This window comes from Marinomonas sp. AWM4_232 (genome assembly GCF_056158325.1).
The window spans coordinates 747,704-768,340 of record NZ_JBSWTA010000001.1; the positions used below are offsets into that span (position 1 = coordinate 747,704).

The following is a 20,637-nucleotide window of genomic DNA, read 5'->3' on the forward strand; positions in this document are numbered from 1 at the left end:
ACTAAATCGAGTTAAACAAAGAGAGAGAACTTATTCGTTGAAATAACAGCTGTGTAGCAGATAAAGCCGACTCACTTAACTCAAGCTCTGTCGTTGCCTTATAAATATCCAGCCCCCCAATATTCTCTTGGGCTTGTTTGTTATAGATCTGCTTCGCAGAGCCATATTCAGTTCGATTGTCTATCGTATTGATTCGCGCACCGACAGAGGAGGATGCCGTAGCAATATTAACCTGAGTATTCTCAATGCTGGTAGTTGCGTTAAGACGGTAATACTCCCTTTCTTTGTTCGTCAAAGTAGGGTCTCGTAAAGCATTAATCGCATCCATCACTTGATTTAAAACGTTATCTCGGATCGGCTGATCTAACGTAATATCGACCGTGCTGCCTGCTGCGCCATCTAAAGTAAACTCCATACCGTTGAAAGTAATCGCTTCACCTGACACATAATCTCCAGAAGCTAAAACAGCACCGGTACTATCTGTAATAGAAAACTGGTCTGGAGATCCCGCAGTAGTCGTCAATGTGAAATCATTTAACGCAGCATTGACTGCGCTGTAATTATTGTCAACAAAAGTGTCATAAGCATCTTGGTCTGATATTGAGTAGGATAAAGTAGCTGTCCCCACTGAAGAGGTAGCCGTTACCGTATTACGAGTCCAAGCATCTTGAAACACTGTTTTTCCAGAGTCATTTGTCGCTATAGAAATGGTATCGCCTATCTGAGACATCTGCTGAGCTTCGTTGCCAGCATAGACGTACTTCCCACTTGTGTCTTTGATAAAAGCAGGTGAGCTCGAATTTGTGCCTGAGAAAATATATTGCCCATTTGAATTTTTAGAATTCATTAAGTCGGCAACTGAAGCCAACAAAGACTCCATTTCACCCGCTAATGTATCTAAGTCGTCTTGAGAGTTTGCTCCATTCACTGTTTGGATCAAGCGCACATTAATTTCATCTAATGTACTATTCAGGCTCTCTAACGCAACTGACTCGTATTCAATGGAGTTTCTTGCTAGGGTCATATTCTGATCATACTGCTCTAGCAGCTTAGTATCGGCGTCATAGCGCAATAACTGACCAGCACCATTAGGGTCATCACTTGGCCTTACAATATCAGACTGCTCAGCAATCTTTTCCTGAACTTTTAAATAGCGCTCATTCGCCTTTTGCATCGATAGTGAAGACTGATTGAAAATTAAGTTCGTTGTAACACGCATATATCACCTACCCTAACGCACCAATCAGCGTTGCAAATGTACTTTGAGCAGCAGACAAGACCTGAGCTGACGCTGTATACGACTGCTGGTATCGCAACAAGTTAACTGCCTCTTCATCCAAGCTAACAGCAGAGACTTGATCTCGAGCAGCAATCGATTTATTCATTATTGTCTCACTCGCGTCCATATTGGTGGATAACGTTGCCGTTAAACTACCGACCTCTGTCACCAATGATGAAAACGCTTCTGTAAAAGACCGACTTCCTTCTACAGTATTCTCACTCTGCAAGTTCGCTAACTTTAAGCCATTGTAGTTATCAGACTCACCATCAGAGTTAAAAGCAATAGTAAAAGTATCACCAGCATCTGGTGGACCATCTAAGCTAATATCATAACCTGCATCTTCAGCAAGCCCAGCTTGCTCTAATAAGTTTGAGTAATCCGTAATGCCTGTCAAAGTTGCCAATGCTGTACCGCTACCGTCTCTTATCTCGACCGCATCACTAGCAGTAAAGTACAAGGTCTGAGGCGCCGCACTATATAGCCCACCAGAAGCAGTAAATGCCGAATCCGTAAAGTCTGTATTAGTAATAGACGAGATTGAAATAGTCACATCCGAAAGGTTAGTACTAGCACTTGATACAGCAATTGGTGCCGAAAGAGCTAAATAATCACCTGAGCGAGCCGTCATTTTAATAGACTCCGCAGCATTTTTAGTTGGAGCAAACTGGTAACGATCTCCTTCCGTGTAGTTTGGCAATGAGTCAAATGAAATCTCTACCCCAAAACCATCGACTTGGAAATAGCCGCTAGAAGTAGGAGTTGCAGTGGAAGTGTCCACTATACTCGATTCGCGCTTAATTCTTCCGTCCAAATCATAAGTAACTAGTTTAAATGTAGTTGGAGACATCATCTCGACTTCATACGTATCTGTAGTTATCTCACTAGATGCTCCATCCGTTACACGCACATCAATACCGAAGTTTTCGTCACTGTTTTCAGTATTTGCAGTAACCTCTATCTCTGAAGTTGAAAAAAGGTTGATACCGTAGTCACCATTAGCATCCAAACCAAGTTGATTTTGCTGATTCATCACATCGGCAAATACCAATGCTTGCTGACCAAGCATACGTTCTGCAGTCGTGATAAATTCATTACGAAATTCAACCAGGCCACCAATTGCCCCGCCCAATTCATCTGTCGGAATATTTAATTCATACTTACCAAAATCGAGCTCAATGCCCAATTCACCATCAGGGTTGCTGGTATCGGATGTCAAGCGCAGCTCATTATTGCTACTTTGAAGAACTAAAGGCTGACCCGAGGCGAGATTAACTGTCATCAGTTCACTATCATCATAACTAACTTTTATATCTAAATATTCTGATAACTCTTTGACTAATTGCTCTTGCTGATCTCGCAATTCGTTGGCAGCGCTTCCTGTCGTAGATTCAAGTTTAAATATCTGCGCATTTAAGTTACCTATCTGATCAGTCAAGTTGTTAATAGACAACACATTACTCTCAAGCTCCTCATTAGCGAGCGTTCTTTGGTCTGAGATGTAATTTGCTAGATCGTTATATTGTGAGGCTAATTGCTTAAAGTTTGAGTAAGCATTGGAACGGGCGGCAGTATCCGTTGGATCCGCATTCGCTGTTTGCAATGCACTGAAAGCATTATCTAAGTAATCACTAATAGACACACTGTCTTCACCGATAACCGAATCAAAAGACGTCATCATAGAATGATAGCTTTCATAAAAATTGTAATTAGAGGTGTCAGACCAAACTTGCTGATTGATGTACTGATTCACAATACGATCAGTATCTTGGATTAAAACGCCACCGCCTGATTGACTCACTGTTGCAGTGGTTTGACGGCTGTAGCCTTCCGTATCTACGTTGGCTGTGTTTTGACCAGTCGTGGTAATTCGAGCCGTACTCGACTGCAACCCAGATAAACCTATGGAATAAAGACTCGCCATGTTATTAACCTCTCAGACACGAAACGCTAGCGCGCATATTTCTATATCGACTTGAGATGCAATAACTTTACCAAAACTAGAGGAGAGAGCTGAAAACTCACACAAGATGTTGTTATAGAAGGGTTTTAAACCACTTACTCGACAGAATATTAGTAATCTTATCAGCGTAGTTAGGGTCTGTGGCATAGCCACCTTTTTGCAGGTAAGCGGCAAACATTGCCGCATTATCGCCAGCCTCTAATGCTTCTTGATATCGTTCACTGTTTTTCAAGAAATCAGCATAGTCGTCAAAGCTTTGCGAAAAAGAGTCATATGCACGAAATGCTGCCTTCTCCCTTTGAGCTACCCCATCCTTGAACTCCAATGTGCTCACCAGAGCCTTATCTCCAGACCAGCGATGATCGGCTTTGATACCAAACAAATTATAACTGGGACTGCCATCGGTTTTTGCAATCGGGTATTTTCCCCAGCCCGTTTCCAAAGCGGCTTGGGCCAAGATAGCTTTGGGATCAACTCCTAGCTGCTCCCCTGCTTTTTGCGCATGAGGCCATAGCGTTTGCACAAAGCTATCTGGAGAATCAAACGCAACATCTGTTGCTTTTAACTTGGCTGCATCCACTACTTGTTGCGCAGACTCGGTATAGTCTTGTGCAGCCCGCTTCGCCACGGCACGGACTCTTTCCGCATCGAGAGTCGACAAATTACGTAGAAAGTTTGCCTCTGAACCCAGCTCATTACCCTCATTCGAAGACAAACTTTTCCCATTACCCTGAAGTTGTCTAATCAGTGATTCAGCCAGACCTATACCACCAGCGTTAGCCAATGACTGGGCCAATTGCGAATCCATCATTTCGGTGTATTGTTTTGTTTGAGCGCTATCAAACAATCCTCCACCAATATTTTCATTGGCAGATCGCATATTCTTAAACATCATATTGATGAAGATCGACTCAAACTCTTGAGCCACTTTTTTTAATGCTGCATCAGGGTCTTGCTGGGCTTGCGCTTTAAGACTTACCAGAGAGTTAAAGTCTGCAAAAAAAGCATTGTTATCGATTCGGCTCATGATTCCTCCGCGCTCATAGTCTAAATAACGACTAAATCGGCATTTAACGCACCCGCTTGCTTCAATCCCTCGAGGATAGCCATCACATCACCCGGTGCCGCCCCAACTTGGTTAACAGCTCGAACGATATCATTTAAAGATGCCCCCTGATTAAAAACAAACATATGGCCACTACCTTCGTCTGTTTCAAGTCCCTGACGAGGTGCCAACGCTTGGCCCGCGCCAGGAAAATCACCTTCCGGGTTAGCATTAATCGTCACAGTAAGGCTGCCATGCGTCACTGCCGCAGGCGATACGGTGACATCCTGACCAATAATAATGGTGCCTGTACGTGAATTGACAACAATCTTCGCCCTTTCACGACCTAATTCAACATCTAAGTTTTCAAGAATCGACAGAAAGGTCACCCGTTGCGAGGGATCTCGCGGCGCCGTTACACGAATTGATGTAGCATCAAGAGACTGAGCGACACCTGGACCCAGCAAACTATTAATCTTATCCGCTACTTGTTTTGCAGTCGTAAAGTCTGGTCGATTAAGGTTGAAGGTAAGAGTATCACCACGGTTGAAGCTGTTCGCTACCGCCTTTTCCACACTCGCACCATTTGGAATTCTTGCCACAGTTGGCGTAGCAATTGATTGGCGGGAACCATCAACACCAGCAGTCCCCAAACCACCTATAACAAGATTACCTTGAGCAATGGCATACACTTGCCCGTCCGCCCCTTTTAAAGCTGACAGCAGCAGTGTACCACCTTGAAGACTACTCGCATTCCCCAAAGAGGAAACGGTTACATCAATAGTCTGGCCTGGTTTCGAAAATGGCGGAAGCGTAGCCGTTAATGATACCGCCGCCACATTATCTGAATCCGTATCCGCCCCATCTGGTAAATTAATGCCGAACTGGTTCAGCATACTGATGAAACTTTGATTGGTGAAATCCGTATCATCCCCCGTTCCATTCAAACCTATAACTAGACCGTAGCCAAAAAGTTGGTTATCACGCACACCTTCTACGCTTGCAATATCTTTAAGGCGCTCCGCCGAAGCAAGCCCTCCCCATAAAAGCAAAGAGAGTGTTAAGATCAGGGTTTTCATACACTAGAATCCACGTAGTAATTAAAATGGCCACCAACTAGTATTCAACGCTCTTGTTAACCAGCCTTGTTCGCTTCCTGACGCTAGTTCACCAGTTCCAGAGTAGGCAATTCTTGCATCTGCAAGACGCGTTGATTCAACTGTATTATCAGAGCTGATATCCGCTTCACGAACCAAGCCTGACAAACGGATGTACTCTTGACCACGATTCAATGTTATCCACTTTTCACCCCGAACGGCCAGCAGCCCATTTGGGTAAACATCATAAACGGTTACGGTAATACTACCAGATAAGCTGTTACTTTGATTAGCGTTCGCATTACCTGAAAAGTCACTATTCATGCCCGGTAAGCTAGTATCCAACCCTACAGGAATACCTAAAATGGTAGGGTTTTGAATTGTGGCCGAGGAAGACTTGGACACTGAAGCAGCGTTCGACTTGGTAGAACTTGTACTTTCGGACAGGGTAACGGTCAGAATATCACCGATCTGACGCGCTTTCTTGTCACCAAAAAACACATCTCCCATTCCCGTTTGATAAATTCCACCATCACTGTTTTGACTATATTGAACAGATGGTTGAATTACTGGCGCGTAGTATGGATCGTCAGAAACCGGAGCGGGTTCGACCGCAGCACAACCAACTAAAACAACTGGGATAAAAGCAAATAATAAACGCATAAATGGCTCTTTATAATTGCTGGTTAACGAAGCTCAACATACCATCAGCAGCCGAAATCACCTTAGAGTTCATCTCATAGGCACGCTGTGTGGTAATCATATTCACTAACTCTTCTATAGAGTTCACATTTGAAGACTCCAACATACCTTGGCTCAGATAACCTCGACCATCAGTCCCTGGCTCACCAACTACAGGGGCTCCGCTTGCGGTTGTTTCTTGATACAGGTTGCTACCTAAATAATTCAAACCAGAAGCATTAATGAAAGTGGCAATATTTATCACCCCTATCTGTTCAGTATCTGTCGCACCTCCCCTAAGAACAGAGACAACGCCATCCTCGCCAATGGTAATTTCAACGACATCTTGATCTACCGTAATGCCAGGATCTAAGACCAAGCCAGTGGAATCCACTATAGTACCTTCGCTATTGAGCTGAAATTGACCATCACGCGTGTAAGCAATAGTACCGTCAGGTTGCTGTACTTGAAAAAAACCACCGCCTTGAATCGCTACATCCAATTGTCGATCCGTAATATTGTAGTCGCCTTCTTCAAAATTCTTTTGAGTTCCTGTTACTCGGACACCAGCCCCTAACTGCAGCCCTGACGGCAATTCGGTATTCTGTGAAGACAAACCACCTGGCGCACGCAGTGTTTTATACAGCAGGTTTTCAAATACCGCCCGGTCTTTTTTAAATGCTGTGGTCGATACGTTAGCCAAGTTATTCGAAATAACGGCCAATTGTTTGTCCATCGCAGACAAACCTGTTTTAGCAACCCATAGAGCTGAATGCATATCGTACTCCTTATCTCTGAATCACGTAGCTGTATTAACTACGTTCAAGAATTCGCGCCGATGCGTTTTCATTTTCACGCACCGTATTCATAACTTTAATGTTCATTTCAAATCGTCGAGACAACTCCATAATGCTGGTCATTTCTTCAACCGCATTAACATTACTGCCTTCTAGATACCCTGAAACCACTTGAACTGAATTATCCTGTTGTAATTGCTCACCACTTTTTGTTCGAATCAAGCCATCATCACCTTTTACTAAAGCTTCAGGTTCAGCGGACACAAGTTTAATTCTGTTCAAAGCGGTTATCTGAGTGCCGTCGCCACCTTGGGGAATTATGGAAATGGTCCCATCTTCACTGATATCAAGATCATCTAAAGGAGGGAGAAAAATGGGTCCCGCAGCCCCCATGACAGGCAAGCCCGTACCTGTCACCAACTGACCAGAAAGTGTCAACTGAAGATCTCCAGCACGGGTATAGGTTTCTTGCCCACTACCATCCAGCACGGCAATAAAACCATTGTTTTGAATAGCAACATCCATTGAGCGTCCGGTATTTTGTAGAGGCCCCATTTCAAAGTTAGTACCAGGATTCTCCGTCATGGCATAGACACGTGAAGGATAAAAATCACCGTTGACCTGCATAGATCGAGCTTGTTCAAAATCAGATCGAAAACCTGTGGTCGAAACATTGGCAAGGTTATTTGCATGAATAGTTTGGGCATTCATGACTTGCGTACCACCACTCATTGCTAAATACAGCGCTCTATCCATATTTCATACCCACGATTAAAAACGGATTTAAAACAAATAATAAATAGTGTGTAACAAATAGTGTGCCAAGTCTGAAAATTGCGTTTTTCAGGCATAAAAAAACCCAGCATATGCTGGGCTTTTTAATCGCTAATAATGATTAACGTAGGTTTATAATCGTCTGAGTGACAGTATTTTCAGTCTCTAAGGTCTTAGAGTTAGCCTGATAGTTACGCTGAGCTTCAATCAATGCCACTAGTTCTTCAGTAATATCCACATTGGATTCCTCAAGAGCGCCGCCTTGAATGCTACCAAATGTACCAGTATTCGGCTTGCCGACATTTGCCGCCCCTGAGTCAGAGCTTGCCACCCATGCAGTTTTTCCGGCAGGAGTAAGGCCATCTTGATTATCGAACACAGCCAATGCAATTTGCCCTAGCACAGCCGTTTGCTGGTTTGTATAGCTAGCCACTAACATTCCATCCTCATCAAAACTAACACCTTGCAATTCTCCCGCAGCGAAGCCGTCTTGAGAAAAACGATCCGAGCTGGTCAGTGCATATTGGGTACTGTTAGAAAAATCGATGGCCAACTCCGCCTGAGCGTTTGTTGGGTCCCAGCCGACAATACTTAATTGAGTCGGGCTCGCGGTTGCAAATGGGAAAAAACCATTGTATGCGCCCACTAGATTGCCTTCGTTATCGAATTTCACAACGGTATCGTCAGCTAAATAAGGCACCGTTTCAAACAGTAAATTCCCGGCTGCATCCGTTGCCTGATTACCAGTTGCAGGATCAATAACGGGCTGCTCAACAGGGTTATTCACTTCACCATCTACGGTTACTTTCACTTCCCAAGTATTGTCTTCGCCCTGTTTAATAAAGTAGTAGCCGATCGTATGCTTCTCTCCCAACGCATCATAAATAGTGTTGGTATTTCCGTAGGTGTACGTCTCAGGGTCCGCCGGATCAAATGCTTCTCGAGCAACATTTTCAGGTTCAAGATAGTTTTCATTTCCGCCAGTATAATCAAACGTTACACCAGCCACAGTAATAGCATTGACCGTTGTTGGATCGACTAGGTCAGACGTTGCAGTCGGTTCAGTTCCTCCGACATATAACGGAGCATAAGGAGTAGCAGTGCCCGTGATGGCTTCGGAGTAAGTACCTTCGGCATCATCAAATGTGACATAGGTATCTGCCAAGTAAGCTGTTCCGGTTGCTGGGTCTACTTGCTCACCGTCTACCGTAGCGTATACCTGATAAGTATTAGGCAATTCAGATTTAGCATAATACAGTGTGACAGCCTGAGGTGTAGCCCCCCCTGTATTGGCCGTTTGCGTATAGGTATAAGTATCCGGATCGCCCGGATCAAATGTCGACCCAATGTATGCAGGCACGTCTTCAGATTCAGAGTTTAGGTTTAGCTCGACCCCAACTTCTGTTGAGGCTTCTGGCGCAATACGTTCTGTTGGAACCTGAAGGTCACTTAAAGCCCCAGCAATAATCCCATCGACAGCATTGTAGCCTTGAACCACACCACCATCATTTGTCACTAGATAGCCTTCAGAATCAAGCTTAAAGTCGCCAGCCCGTGTATATGTTTGAGTCCCGCCCTGATCAACAACAAAGAAGCCTGAACCATCTATGGCTAAGTCCAAATTATTATCCGTATTTGAAATATTACCTGCTGAGAATTCCTGAGCAATGTTGTTGACACTGACGCCACTACCAATCGTATTACTACTGCCAGCCCCGACTACACTTGTATTATATAAATCACCAAATTCTATCCGAGACTTCTTGAAGCCAGTTGTATCAGAGTTAGCAATATTATTACCAGTCACGCTTAAATAGTCAGCGGACGCTTTGATACCTGACAGTGCTGTATTAAAACCCATAATTATTTCCTCCGCTAACTGACGATTTCAATCTCGTCACTAAGTGCTAAACTGCCGTAATTTTGAACATTCAAAGTTGTTCCGTCTGAACCATTAATAGTGACACTATTTATTCTAGCCGGAACTTGAGTGCTTAACTCTGTCACCTCACCATCAGCGTTGCGTGACGTCACACTAAACGTATATTCACCGTTCTCTACAACATTACCGTCATTATCCGTACCATCCCATGTATAATTCTCATCAGTAAGTGTGGCCGATTTAACAACTTCACCACTGGCATCTAAGATGTTTAGAGTCGTTGTTTGGGCATCATCTGGAAATGACGTTTTAATGGATACTGAGCTACCATCTGTTACCGTCGCCGTGTCGCTATCAACGTATACTGATTTTCCTACCAATGTTGAAGCAGTTAATGCTTGGTTAGACATCAGAGCTTCCGTCATATTAGACATCTCTGAGGCCATATTTGTGAGACGCTCCAATGAACTAAATTCAGCCATTTGCGAAACCATGTCACCTGTATCTTGCGGTTCAGTTGGATCTTGATTTTTAAGCTGCTCAATATAGAGCTGCAAAAACACATCCTGATTGGCTAAACCATCAGCACTCTCAGTACTGGTTGTCGCTGTTATTCCAGATTTTGCCTTTGCTTCATCGGTCCCGTATTGGGATATCAAGCTAGATAATGCAGAGTTTGTGTTGATATCAGACATCATTCACCCCCTTAGGACTGACCTAAGGTCAACATTCTCTGCATCATACTTTTAGCAGAGTTCATTATTTCAACGTTTGTTTGAAACGAACGCGAAGCAGACATCATGTCGGCCATCTCTTCGACCGGATTCACATTCGGATAAAAAACATAACCTTCTTCGTTTGCCATCGGGCTATTTGGCTCATAACGGGGCTCTAACGGCTCATCCGATTCAACAATTCCGGCCACCTGAACACCCATGCCAGACGCTCCAGAAGTAATATCATCCGATGCATTCCAACCACGTTCACGCAAAGCATCAGTCATCATCTGCTGAAACACAGGTTTGCGAGCACGATAGGTTTGATCGGCAGAGCTGGCCACACTATCAGCGTTGGCAATGTTACTGGCAACCGTATTTAAGCGGACAGTTTGAGCACTCATCGCTGAACCGGAAATGGCAAAAATATTACTTAACGACATTATTGTCCTCCAGTCAGCGCTTTCTTCATGCCGCTGATTTTTCTATCCAAAAACATAAAGCTGGTGTCAAATTGCAATGAGTTTTGCGCAAACTCTGCTTGCTCTCGCTGCATGTCAACTGTGTTTCCATCCAAAGAAGGCTGACTACCATTTCGATAAAGCAAGTCATCATCTTTAGCAAATGAGCTCTCTCCAGCAATATGCTGATCATCATCACCAGCTAGCTGAATACGATCTCGTTCCGCTGACAACATTGATTCGAACGAGATATCACGTGCCTTATAGTTAGGCGTATCTGCGTTGGCAATGTTGTTTGCTAGCACAGAGGCACGTGCAGTACGAAACAGCAACATCTGATCGTGTCCCGCAAATGCATCTTGGAAAGAAATCGACATAAACACCTCATTTCGACAGCAACAACTTATTTGAGCTTAATAAAGCAAAATAAGTGCCAGAAATAAAAAACATTAAATATCAACACCTTAGAAAACAACAGACTCAAAACTGGCAATAGGCGGCAAACAAAAAACGGCAACTTAAAAGTAAGTTGCCGTTTTTAAAGATAGCAAAAAATATCGTGTAAGCTATTTCGCTTTATAAACAATACCGGGGTGACATTGAACGATGTCAAACATAGAAGACAACCCACTTAGCGCTTCAGATCCGCCTAAGAATAAATAACCACCAGGATTTAAAGATGCATGCATTCGTTTAAGAATATCTAGCTTAGTTTCAGCAGTGAAGTAGATCAGTACGTTACGACAGAAAATAACATCAAACTTTCCAAGCGTTGTGAACGAATCAATCAAATTTAGATGTTTAAACTCCACCCTTGAAGAGATATGAGGCTTCACTTTCCATACAGCATCATTAATCTTATCGAAATAGCGATTTTGATTCTCTGGACTCAATCCTCTGGCAATAGCTAAGCTGTCATACTCGGCTTGTTTGGCATGTTGAAGAATATTTGTACAAATGTCCGTTGCAACGATCCGTTCACCTGCTTTTAACATCCCTGGTTTGGATTGCTTAAACTCTTCAAGAATCATACTAATCGAATAAGGCTCTTGTCCTGTAGAGGACGCTGCAGACCAAATTCTAACTGGACGCTTATCCATTTGCGGAAGAATCACATCTTTCAAAATTTTAAAAGGATGACTATCCCTGAACCACAACGTTTCATTTGTCGTCATGGCATTAATCACTTCTTCACGAAGCTTGGAGACTCGTCCGCTTCGTTCGAGTGCGGCAACCAACTCTTCAATTTTCGTGAACTTCTCTCGCTCTAACAGTTTGCCTAAGCGACTTGCGACAAGATATTGCTTATTATCGCTTAAGGAAATACCACTCTCTTTCTCAAGATACTTTCGAAAGCGGTCATAACCTTGAGGAGAGATCGAACCTGAACTACTTAGCATGCACACTCCTTACTGCGGATCACTGACATAAGAAACCTTACGCTTCTTCGGTTGCCGCAACCGTTTCAATAGCGATCCTAGCAAGTTCGTCAGGTTGGAATTTAGCTAGGAAGCCGTCCGCTCCTACTTTTTTCACCATCGCTTCGTTAAACACACCACTTAAAGAGGTATGCAACAAGATAAATAGGTCTTGAAGACGGCTATCATTGCGAATAGCTGTCGTCAATGTGTAACCATCCATCTCTGGCATCTCAATATCTGAAATAACCATAGAAAAATGCTCGGTTACATCAACTCCATCTGCGACCAAATTTTGTAGATAAGTTAACGCTTCTTTGCCATCACACAAAACAGTTGTAGCAAAGCCTACATCTTCCATACAACGCTTAATCTGCTTACGTGCTACAGAAGAGTCATCAACAATCAGAATATGATGCTGTTTCGCATTTTCCTGAATATCATCTGTCACGATACCCGTAGAAATATTTTGACGCGTTGGAGCAACCTCAGAAAGGATTTGCTCTACATCAATAATTTCAACCATTTCTTTTTCAACCTGACAGACAGCAGTCAAATAGTTATCGTTAGATAAACCTTTTGGTGGCGGCTGAATATCACTCCAATTCATGTTCACAATGCGCTCAACACCGCGAACCAAAAAACCTTGAATACGGCGGTTGTATTCGGTAATGATCACAAAGCAGTGTTCAATGTTTTCAATTGGACTGGCGCCAGTGGCCAGCCCCAAATCCAGAATGGGGATGGTGCCACCACGAATATGCGCAACGCCTCGTACAACAGGACTGCTATGGGGCATGCTAGTCAATTTGGGGCACTGCAACACTTCTTTAACTTTAAAAACGTTGATGCCATAAATCTGCTTGCCGTTTAAGCGGAAAAGCAATAATTCAAGACGGTTTTCTCCGACGAGTTGGGTACGCTGGTTTACGCTCTCGAGAACTCCGGCCATAAAAGCCTCCTAAAATTTGCGCTCTGTTATACAGGGAGAAACCCTATTGTTATGAAAATCTCTCATCAAATGATAGAGTGATTTTGTTATTTTTACTAACCCAAGTCGATATCCTTGGAGATTACCGATGGGTCACAATAAGCCTATAGCCATATTACTCTTTTTTTTATCCAGTTGGAGTAGTGCGTCACAAATAGAAACCCAAATCGAACAATTTATTAAACAGGTTGAATACAAAAGATTACAATCAATCTACCCGAATGCTCGAATCAATATTTATATTCAGAACAAAGTGGCATTGAATTACCTACCAGACTGCCAACAACCTATTAGCATAGAAAATCAACGTCCCGAAGCAACATCAAGAACATCATATGGCATCAGTTGCTCTTCACCAACATGGAAATCGTATGTTCCTGTTACTCAAGAAATCTTCGTGAAAGGAATCAAAGCCATTACCCCTATTCCAAGAGGTAGCACCATCAACCAAAAAAACACCGTCATTGGTGAAACAAACCTCAATAACATCAGAGGGCACCTTTATACTATTGCCAATCCTCCTTATGGATTGATAGCCGCACGCAACATACGGATTAATACATTCTTAACAGATCAATTAACCGAGCTGCCAAATCTAGTTAAAAAGGGAAGTCGTGTCCTGATCGTTGCTCAAAGCGACAACATTTCAGTAAGAATGAACGGCACAGCCCTAGAGGATGGCGTAGAAGGGCAGCAAATACGTGTCAAAAACACAAGTTCTGGTCGAATTGTGTACGGAAAAGTTGTCAGCGACTCAGAGGTTTTAGTAAACTACTAACAAATCAAGACTTGCTATCTTCAGTTAAAAATAGCTTAACTTTTTATTAAAGTTTAGGCTTGTAAGACCGATAACTGAATTAGCGGACTAATTCTGGAGGCAAGTAACATGGCTATTAATATTTCTGGTGTAGGTACTCAGCCTACCCTATCAACAAACAAAAACGATAGAGTTCAAAAAGATGAAGCAAATAACGCTTCACAGTCGAACTCAGTAAACAGCAAAGAATCCTTAGCAGAAGATACTGTTCAGTTGAGCAGCGTTGCGCAATCGCTGCAAGTAAAAGGTTCAGATAATGAATCTGAGGTTGATATGGATAAAGTTGAACAAATCAAACAAGCCATTGCTGCAGGTGAATACAAGATTGACACCGAAAAGTTAGCAAGCAGCATGCTTTCGATCGATGAGTTGTTTGCCTAACTCAATTAGGATCTTCTCATGATTCCGCTTGCCCCGCTGTTTATTCAAATCAAAGAGAACCTCGAACATTTGTCCGAGGTTCTCCTGCGTGAGCGCAGCGCTCTAGCCACTGCCACACCTGACGATATACTTCAACTAGCTTCAGAAAAAAAATCGTTGCTTGATGCAATCGATAGTGCCAACGCTAAACGTCAAAGCATGCTAATAAAGTTTGGAGTTTTACACCCCAAGCAACCTAGTGATAAACAGTTCTTTGATTGGCTTGATCAGCAAAACAACATGGAAGACGTTAAATTACTCATCGCAGAATGCGACGAGTTATTGAAGGTGTGCAAACAAGCTAACCAAACCAACGCTCGGGTTTTGTCTACATTACAAAAACGCAACAAAACGTTGTTCGAAATGCTTCAGGGCCATAACCGTAAAAATAAAGTCTATACCTCTAGCGGTAACACCAGACCAGTCAGTAGCAAACATACCATTGGCCGTGCCTAGGTCTCTCTTTTCCATAAATTCCTTTATAGAACAGCCAGCTATAGAACTTTGGCTTGCCTGATAACATATCGCTGATATAATCCTTGTGGCGTGTCTCCATAGGTAAACGGGATATACCTGCCGCCTCCTAAGCGGCTATTCCAGGTTCGAGTCCTGGTGGAGACGCCACTCTTTAAATTTACACAGCTATGGGCGCATCGCTTCCACCATTTGCACAAATTGCTCAACCCCTTGGCTGACCTCTTCCAAACCTTTGGAAACATTGCTAATACTTTCTTCCCCATGCATGGCAATACCTGATACTGCAGTCAATGCCGTATCAATCTGCTTAATCAGCTCATGGTTAAAGTCCACAACTTTTGTAATTTCTGCGGTCGCGTCAGACGTATTACTCGCAAGCTGTCGTACCTCATCAGCCACCACGGAAAAGCCTCGTCCAGCATCCCCTGCCCTAGCCGCTTCGATGGCTGCATTTAGCGCTAACAAATTGGTTTGATCCGCAATTGAGCGGATAGTCACAACAATGTCGGCGATACTTTTAAACTGCTCCATAAGCTGCTCACCAACACGTGTCGCCTCAGAAACCTGCTCTGCAATATTATGTGACGTATCAACTGCTTCACTAAGAACTTGCACAGCATTTGAGGTGATTTGGCTCGTCTGTTCCGATGTTGCAGCGGCCATGTCTACAGCGCTCATTGCTAGACTCACTCGCTCGGTGATATCCGATGCAAATTTAATCACCTTATGAACTCGACCTTTGTCATCATAGATCGGGTTATAAGTTGCTTGGAGCCACAGCACGTTGCCACTTTTATCGATACGTTTAAAACGCCCATGAGATAGCTCGCCATTAGCTAACTTTGACCAAAAGTCAGGATTCTGACGATAAAACTCATCATCACAAAACATTCTATGGTGTTGACCAACTACTTCCTCATGGCTGTATCCAACTACATTAAGGAAGTTCTGATTAGCGTCTAGAATGGTTCCATCGGGTTCAAAGCTGATGACCGCTTGCGATCGGTCTAGAGCTTCAAGTATGGCATTTTTATTACTCAAATCCTGCTTGGTTTTAGTGACGTCGTTACAAATCTTAATAACTTCTGTCACCGTTCCTTGTTCATTTTTGACAGGAAAATAATTCGCTTCAAGGAATAAGATATCGCCGTTTTTGTTGAGTCTCTCATAGGTCCCGCCAAAGGCATGGCCACTAGCAAGGTCGGACCAGAAGTTCCGATACTCATTTGACTCAACATATTCCGGCTTACAAAACATTCGATGGTGCTTACCAACGATTTCTTCTAAGGTATAACCTACTGCGGCTAAGAAAATTCCATTCGCGTTGAGTATGTTTCCATTTGGATCAAATCGTATGAAGGCAGTATGAGACCGTATTGCATCCAACTCACTTTTTAGTATCGTTAATTCCTCTAGATCTGCCGATTTAGATGCTTGTTGGTTCTTTTTATTTCCAATCGAGAACATAACTACCCCCGCTCAAATAAGTCCCTTTTGTCATCAATAAATTTGTTTGCACTAGTAGTCATTAATATTAATTAGAAGCCGCCCAGAAATTGTTATTTTTAGTACAAACTTGGTAATTTTAAAGTAGCTGTTCTTTAAGTTTTGACAAGGCGAACTTGATTTTAAAACTAGCAGTTTAAGCACAATTCGCTATCATTCCGCCTAATTAAAAAGTGAAGGTGAGCAAGTGAAGAAAGTAATGGTAATAGGTGCTGGCCCAGCAGGTTTGATGGCGGCAGAAGTCATACGATCAGCTGGCTTTTCGGTTGAAGTGTTTGATGCCAAGCCAAGTGCGTGCCGCAAGTTTTTGTTAGCGGGCGTTGGAGGCATGAACATCACCCATGCTGAACCTTATGATGACTTTCTCACACGCTATTACGACAAATCCGCTTGGCTTGAGCCTTCGATAAAAGCATTCACACCGACCGACCTTCGTCAGTGGATTCACGAGCTTGGTATTGAAACCTTCGTCGGTACCTCTGGGCGGGTCTTTCCCGAACAGATGAAAGCCGCTCCGTTGCTACGTAATTGGTTAAAACGCCTCAGAGAATCTGGAGTGACTTTTCATATGCGTCACCGACTAGTGGGGTTAGAGGAACGGACGGCAACTTTTGAGCACCTTGGTGAAACCTCCATGGTCCAAGCGGACGCAATCGTGCTCGCTCTTGGCGGAGCAAGCTGGCCTAAGTTAGGCTCTGATGGAAAGTGGGTTCCATTACTGGAGCAAAACAAAGTAGACGTCGCGCCCCTCGAGAGTACTAACTGTGGCTTCTACAGTAATTGGAGTGACCATCTTAAACAGCAATGCGCTGGAGCACCGTTAAAAGGCGTTGAGTTTAGTTTCACTCTTCCTGCTGGAGAAGCCGTCTCTCGAAAAGGCGAATGCATTGTCACAGCAGATGGCATGGAAGGCAGTTTGATTTATGCCTACTCAAAATATCTAAGAGATGAGATTAATAGCAGCGAGAAAGCCACTTTACGTATCAACTTAACCCCAGATCTAAGCCGTGATCAGCTGATTCAAAAACTCACCAAAACCAAGGCGAAAGAGTCTTTCTCCAAATACCTTAAGCGTACACTAAAGCTTGATGCCGCCAAGATCGCATTACTTTATGAACATTACTCAAAGCATGAGTTTGACACGCCTGAGAAGTTAGCTCATTGCTTACAAAATACCCCTGTGTGTTTCTATAAAGCGAAGCCCATCGAAGAGGTCATTTCTAGCGCTGGCGGCGTCTTAGAAAACAGTGTTGATGACTTCTTTATGTTGAACCGCCTTCCAGGGGTGTTCTGTGCGGGTGAAATGTTAGATTGGGAAGCGCCAACAGGTGGCTACTTGCTCACAGCCTGTTTTGCCACAGGCCATCGTGTAGGGCACGGAGTTGTAAATTGGCTTAAAAAGCAGAGTCTTTAAGCGCTTGCCAAACATCGTTTAACTTAGGGTTAGCATTGGTTCGTGCTCGATAAACACGGATTTCCAACGGCACGTTCCAGTTCACAGCACCCGCCAAAGCTAACGACCCGTAGCTTAACGAATCCTGCACTAAACGCTTTGGCAACCAACCCACGCCGAAGCCCTCTTTGACCATGGCTTTAATGCTTGCCGCATGAATGTTACTGGCTAAGATTTGCAACTGCGGCACTTCATGCTGACGTTGTAGGTGATGTTGCACGGCTGGCGCTAAAAAGGTCACATCATCGTAAGCAATGTAAGGAATCGGCTGCTTCCGGCTACCAGGTAATTCATAGATAGGCTTTTGTTGTTCATCCACCGCCACACAAGGAACGAGTATTTCACGGCCAATAGTGATGCTCTCAAAATTCTCTTCATCCAACTCTTTCAAGAAGCCGATAGCGGGGTGCCAGAAGCACAACATCAAGTCCGCCTCATTAGCCGTCATGGCATTAATAAAGTCAGCCCCCGCCCACGAACTCGACTTCATATTTACATCGATCTTAATGTCCAATTGATCACAAAGCGGCGCCACTAATTCTCGGTAATAGCCCAAAAATAACGACTGCGTTGTAACGAAGCGAATCTGCGACTGCTCCTGCTCTTTGATCTCTAGACACCGAGCCTTAGTGTCTCGCAGCTGTCGTGTAATCAGCTCAGCACTTTGCAGAAAGATCTCGCCCGCTGGCGTTAATGACAGGGGCAACGTATTACGGTCGATCAACGTGACCTTCATTTCTTCTTCCAGTAGTTTAATACGACGACTGAAAGTCGGCTGCGTCACATTCTGCTCATCCGCAGCACGAGAAAAGTGTCGCGTCTTCGCCAAAGCAATAAAGTCTTCTAGCCACCTTATTTCCATGTGCGCCCCTCCTCCACTGCATGGCATGCCACTTGGCTACCATCAGATTGAGTGACCAGCATTGGAGTCTGTTCATAACAACGCTGATTAGCGAGTGGACAGCGGTTACAGAAGCTGCACCCCATCGGCTTTTCTAAAGGCGTCGGTACTTCACCGGTAAGATGAATCGGTTCCAGATCTAAGTTATCCAAACGCGGGATAGATGACAGTAATGCTTGGGTATAAGGATGTTTTGGCGCATCAAACAATGTCGCACGATCAGCCACTTCACACACACGACCCAAATACATCACAGCGACTCGCGTTGCAAAATGCTCCACCACAGCCAAATCATGGGTAATAAACAAATAGGTTAAGCCAAGCTCCTTTTGCTTATCCATCATCAAGTTCAGTACTTGCGCCTGCACTGATACATCAAGCGCGGCCAATGGCTCATCCGCAATGATTAACTCGGGCTCTACTGACAATGCACGGGCTAGAGAGATGCGCTGACGCTGACCTCCAGAAAACTCATGGGGATAACGGTCTTCTGCGTCTTTGGTTAATCCCACAGATAGCAACAGCTCTTCAATAAACTGATCCACTTGCGTACGCGACCAGCCTGCATGATGCAGTCGAATGGCTTCGCGCAGGATTTGATACACTGTCATTCGAGGGTTGAGCGAGGCATAGGGGTTTTGAAACACCATCTGTATTTTCTTACGAAATGGCATTCTTTGGCTATCACTTAACTGATCAATGCGTTGATCATCAAAGTACACCGCACCCTCATCAGGACGCTCAAGCCCAACGAGTAGCCTCGCTAAAGTAGACTTACCACAACCCGTTTCCCCTACCACACATAAGGTTTCACCACGATGAATGCTGAGATCAATACCATTTAAAGCAAACACTTTCGGATGACGACTTTGCTTACGCGGCCAGCGCAACGGCCAACGCCATTCAGAACGAGTACGAAACACTTTTTCCAAACGATGGAACGTCACCAACGGCTTACTCATAAGAGTCGTCTCCATCGTACTGGGAAAATTCAGACAACATATCTTCCACCACGTAACACGCTACGGTAGACACGCCACTGTACACAAAGCCCGGTGGATTCTGTCGACAACGCTCTTCCGCATAAGGGCAACGTGGATGAAAGGCACATCCGCTTGGTTGATCGTTCAAAGGCGGCATATTGCCTTTAATTTGGTTGAGGCGTTGACCTGGTAACGCCATTTGCGGCAATGCATTTAACAAACCTTGGGTGTAAGGATGCTGCGGATCATTAATAATCTCTAACGTCGGCCCCTGCTCCACAATACGCCCCGCGTACATCACAAAGGTTCGTTCAGCAATCCGCGATACCACCCCAAAATCATGGGTAATCAAAATCAGCGCCACACCATTGTCAGCACAGATTTGTTTTAGCAACTGCAATATCTCAGCCTGAATGGTCACATCCAGCGCCGTAGTAGGTTCATCGGCAATGATGATTTCAGGATTTAACAACAAAGCGATGGCAATGATTACCCGCTGTCGCATACCGCCCGACAGCTCATGAGGGTATTGATCGAAACGCTGACTAGGCGCTGAGATACGCACGTGTGCGAGCTTTTCAATCGCAAGCTTTCGAGCGTCTTTATAAGCAATGCGAGTATGACTACGGATCGCTTCAATCATCTGCGCGCCAATGGTCAACACTGGGTTAAGCGTCACCATAGGATCTTGGAAGATCATCGCGATTTTCTTGCCCCGGATTCCTTGCCATTGCTTAGGGCTTAGCTTGGTTAACTCGCGACCATCAAACTGCACGGACCCAGCATCAATGTAACCAGGCTTCATCAATAGATTGACCAAGGCATAGCCCAAAACAGACTTACCCGCTCCCGACTCCCCGACAATGGCAATTCTCTCACCGCGGTCCAAACTAAAACTGACATCGTGCAAAGCCACCAAATCCTGATGGCGCTGTCGGAACTTTACGCTCAAACCATTGACCGATAACAAGCTCAT

Annotated in this window: 21 protein-coding genes and 1 tRNA gene; 5 read left to right on the forward strand and 17 right to left on the reverse strand. The window is 44.1% G+C overall.

What is annotated here, in order from left to right:
• Position 1: 1 nt before the first annotated feature.
• The 13 genes from flgL to ACXAC1_RS03670 form a co-directional block, all read right to left on the reverse strand.
• Positions 2-1,219, reverse strand: a complete 1,218-nt coding sequence (flgL, locus tag ACXAC1_RS03610; protein WP_475058857.1) for a flagellar hook-associated protein FlgL — start codon at positions 1,217-1,219, stop codon at positions 2-4.
• A gap of 7 nt (positions 1,220-1,226) precedes the next feature.
• Positions 1,227-3,203, reverse strand: coding sequence for a flagellar hook-associated protein FlgK (gene flgK, locus ACXAC1_RS03615; protein ID WP_475058860.1), 1,977 nt, complete (start codon positions 3,201-3,203; stop codon positions 1,227-1,229).
• 112 nt (positions 3,204-3,315) lie between these two features.
• Positions 3,316-4,269, reverse strand: a complete 954-nt coding sequence (gene flgJ, locus ACXAC1_RS03620) for a flagellar assembly peptidoglycan hydrolase FlgJ (RefSeq protein WP_475058862.1) — start codon at positions 4,267-4,269, stop codon at positions 3,316-3,318.
• A 20-nt stretch (positions 4,270-4,289) separates the two neighbouring features.
• Positions 4,290-5,366, reverse strand: coding sequence for a flagellar basal body P-ring protein FlgI (locus ACXAC1_RS03625; RefSeq protein WP_475058865.1), 1,077 nt, complete (start codon positions 5,364-5,366; stop codon positions 4,290-4,292).
• 21 nt (positions 5,367-5,387) lie between these two features.
• On the reverse strand, positions 5,388-6,047 hold the full coding sequence (gene flgH / locus ACXAC1_RS03630) for a flagellar basal body L-ring protein FlgH (RefSeq protein WP_475058868.1): 660 nt from the start codon (positions 6,045-6,047) through the stop codon (positions 5,388-5,390).
• 10 nt (positions 6,048-6,057) lie between these two features.
• Complete coding sequence (flgG, locus tag ACXAC1_RS03635) at positions 6,058-6,843, reverse strand: flagellar basal-body rod protein FlgG (protein ID WP_475058870.1); 786 nt, start codon at positions 6,841-6,843, stop codon at positions 6,058-6,060.
• Positions 6,844-6,877: 34 nt separating this feature from the next.
• Entirely contained in the window at positions 6,878-7,618 is a 741-nt protein-coding gene (gene flgF, locus ACXAC1_RS03640; protein ID WP_475058873.1) for a flagellar basal-body rod protein FlgF, read from the reverse strand.
• A gap of 139 nt (positions 7,619-7,757) precedes the next feature.
• Positions 7,758-9,497: a flagellar hook protein FlgE gene (locus tag ACXAC1_RS03645; protein ID WP_475058876.1), complete on the reverse strand. Its 1,740-nt coding sequence runs from the start codon at positions 9,495-9,497 to the stop codon at positions 7,758-7,760.
• A gap of 14 nt (positions 9,498-9,511) precedes the next feature.
• A complete protein-coding gene (locus ACXAC1_RS03650) occupies positions 9,512-10,216 on the reverse strand; it encodes a flagellar hook assembly protein FlgD (protein WP_475058879.1) in 705 nt (234 codons plus the stop codon).
• 8 nt (positions 10,217-10,224) lie between these two features.
• Positions 10,225-10,677 carry a flagellar basal body rod protein FlgC gene (gene flgC, locus ACXAC1_RS03655; protein ID WP_475058882.1) on the reverse strand — a complete coding sequence of 151 codons (453 nt, stop codon included), beginning with the start codon at positions 10,675-10,677 and terminating at the stop codon, positions 10,225-10,227.
• Positions 10,677-11,072 carry a flagellar basal body rod protein FlgB gene (flgB, locus tag ACXAC1_RS03660; RefSeq protein ID WP_475058884.1) on the reverse strand — a complete coding sequence of 132 codons (396 nt, stop codon included), beginning with the start codon at positions 11,070-11,072 and terminating at the stop codon, positions 10,677-10,679. The genes flgC and flgB overlap by 1 nt, the downstream gene beginning before the upstream one ends.
• 189 nt (positions 11,073-11,261) lie before the next feature.
• Positions 11,262-12,095 carry a CheR family methyltransferase gene (locus ACXAC1_RS03665; RefSeq protein ID WP_475058887.1) on the reverse strand — a complete coding sequence of 278 codons (834 nt, stop codon included), beginning with the start codon at positions 12,093-12,095 and terminating at the stop codon, positions 11,262-11,264.
• Positions 12,096-12,132: 37 nt separating this feature from the next.
• On the reverse strand, positions 12,133-13,065 hold the full coding sequence (locus tag ACXAC1_RS03670) for a chemotaxis protein CheV (protein WP_475058889.1): 933 nt from the start codon (positions 13,063-13,065) through the stop codon (positions 12,133-12,135).
• Positions 13,066-13,192: 127 nt separating this feature from the next.
• Here ACXAC1_RS03670 and flgA point away from each other — a divergent pair, with 127 nt between their 5' ends.
• The 4 genes from flgA to ACXAC1_RS03690 all read left to right on the forward strand — a co-directional run bounded on the left by flgA (position 13,193) and on the right by ACXAC1_RS03690 (position 14,965).
• Positions 13,193-13,882, forward strand: a complete 690-nt coding sequence (gene flgA / locus ACXAC1_RS03675; protein ID WP_475058892.1) for a flagellar basal body P-ring formation chaperone FlgA — start codon at positions 13,193-13,195, stop codon at positions 13,880-13,882.
• A gap of 108 nt (positions 13,883-13,990) precedes the next feature.
• Positions 13,991-14,302: a flagellar biosynthesis anti-sigma factor FlgM gene (gene flgM, locus ACXAC1_RS03680; RefSeq protein ID WP_475058895.1), complete on the forward strand. Its 312-nt coding sequence runs from the start codon at positions 13,991-13,993 to the stop codon at positions 14,300-14,302.
• 18 nt (positions 14,303-14,320) lie between these two features.
• Positions 14,321-14,797 carry a flagella synthesis protein FlgN gene (locus ACXAC1_RS03685; RefSeq protein ID WP_475058897.1) on the forward strand — a complete coding sequence of 159 codons (477 nt, stop codon included), beginning with the start codon at positions 14,321-14,323 and terminating at the stop codon, positions 14,795-14,797.
• Between the two features lie 92 nt (positions 14,798-14,889).
• A tRNA-Arg gene (locus ACXAC1_RS03690) sits at positions 14,890-14,965 on the forward strand.
• Positions 14,966-14,983: 18 nt separating this feature from the next.
• Here ACXAC1_RS03690 and ACXAC1_RS03695 read toward each other — a convergent pair.
• Positions 14,984-16,285, reverse strand: a complete 1,302-nt coding sequence (locus ACXAC1_RS03695; RefSeq protein ID WP_475058900.1) for a methyl-accepting chemotaxis protein — start codon at positions 16,283-16,285, stop codon at positions 14,984-14,986.
• A gap of 226 nt (positions 16,286-16,511) precedes the next feature.
• Between ACXAC1_RS03695 and ACXAC1_RS03700 the strand changes: the two genes are divergently transcribed.
• Entirely contained in the window at positions 16,512-17,738 is a 1,227-nt protein-coding gene (locus tag ACXAC1_RS03700; protein ID WP_475058903.1) for a TIGR03862 family flavoprotein, read from the forward strand.
• Here ACXAC1_RS03700 and ACXAC1_RS03705 read toward each other — a convergent pair.
• The 3 genes from ACXAC1_RS03705 to ACXAC1_RS03715 are packed head-to-tail and all read right to left on the reverse strand — an operon-like array spanning position 17,719 to position 20,637.
• Positions 17,719-18,639 (reverse strand): LysR family transcriptional regulator, encoded by a 921-nt coding sequence (locus ACXAC1_RS03705; RefSeq protein ID WP_475058906.1) that lies wholly within the window; start codon positions 18,637-18,639, stop codon positions 17,719-17,721. The two genes, ACXAC1_RS03700 and ACXAC1_RS03705, sit on opposite strands and share 20 nt — an antisense overlap.
• Positions 18,630-19,640, reverse strand: coding sequence for an ABC transporter ATP-binding protein (locus ACXAC1_RS03710; RefSeq protein ID WP_475058909.1), 1,011 nt, complete (start codon positions 19,638-19,640; stop codon positions 18,630-18,632). The genes ACXAC1_RS03705 and ACXAC1_RS03710 overlap by 10 nt, the downstream gene beginning before the upstream one ends.
• Complete coding sequence (locus ACXAC1_RS03715; protein ID WP_273107246.1) at positions 19,633-20,637, reverse strand: ABC transporter ATP-binding protein; 1,005 nt, start codon at positions 20,635-20,637, stop codon at positions 19,633-19,635. Before ACXAC1_RS03715 ends, ACXAC1_RS03710 begins: the two co-directional genes overlap by 8 nt.